We start from the raw sequence: 551 nt of genomic DNA on the forward strand, positions 1-551 counted from the left end.
CATCTTATCCGGCCTACGGATTGTGCAATTTGTTGATGTTGTTGGGTTTTGTACCTGATGCCGGATGCGATGCTGGCGCATCTTATCCGACCTACGGATTGTGCAATTTGTTTGGTTTGTGAGCCGGATAAGGCGTTTACGCCGCATCCGGCAACCTGTGTTTACGCGGTAGCTTCATCCTCGGCTAACCGTATTTCGGCGTCGGCGACTATCGCCTCCAACTCACTCAACATCTCTTCATAGCCAAAACTTTTGGTAGCGCGAGTGGTTTCTTTCGCCGCAACGGACTTTACTGGCTGACGTTTTTTTCGCCGATTTTTACTCATCATCTTCTCCCTGTAAAAAACTAGACAGGTAAATCTATCAGCAAAGCGCGCAGCGGGATCGATGTACAGCTACGTACGTCTGAGCATCGATCGATGTACAGCTACGTACGTCTGAGCATCGATCGATGTACAGCTACGTACGTCTGAGCATCGATCGATGTACAGCTACGTACGTCGAGCATCGATCGATGACAGCTACGTACGTCTGAGCATCGATCGATGTAC

Annotated in this window: 1 protein-coding gene; it reads right to left on the bottom strand. The window is 49.5% G+C overall.

Annotated features, from left to right (window positions below; genetic code table 11):
* Positions 1 to 161: 161 nt before the first annotated feature.
* A complete protein-coding gene (locus CRI63_RS23715) occupies positions 162 to 326 on the bottom strand; it encodes a hypothetical protein (RefSeq protein WP_135521003.1) in 165 nt (54 codons plus the stop codon).
* Positions 327 to 551: the final 225 nt, after the last annotated feature.

The sequence above is a fragment of the Escherichia sp. E2661 genome (genome assembly GCF_004745185.1).
Classification (GTDB): Bacteria; Pseudomonadota; Gammaproteobacteria; order Enterobacterales; family Enterobacteriaceae; genus Escherichia.

Coding starts and splice junctions, on each gene's coding strand:
- CRI63_RS23715 (WP_135521003.1), bottom strand. CDS start 326: ATGAGTAAAAATCGGCGAAAAAAACGTCAGCCAGTAAAGTCCGTTGCG.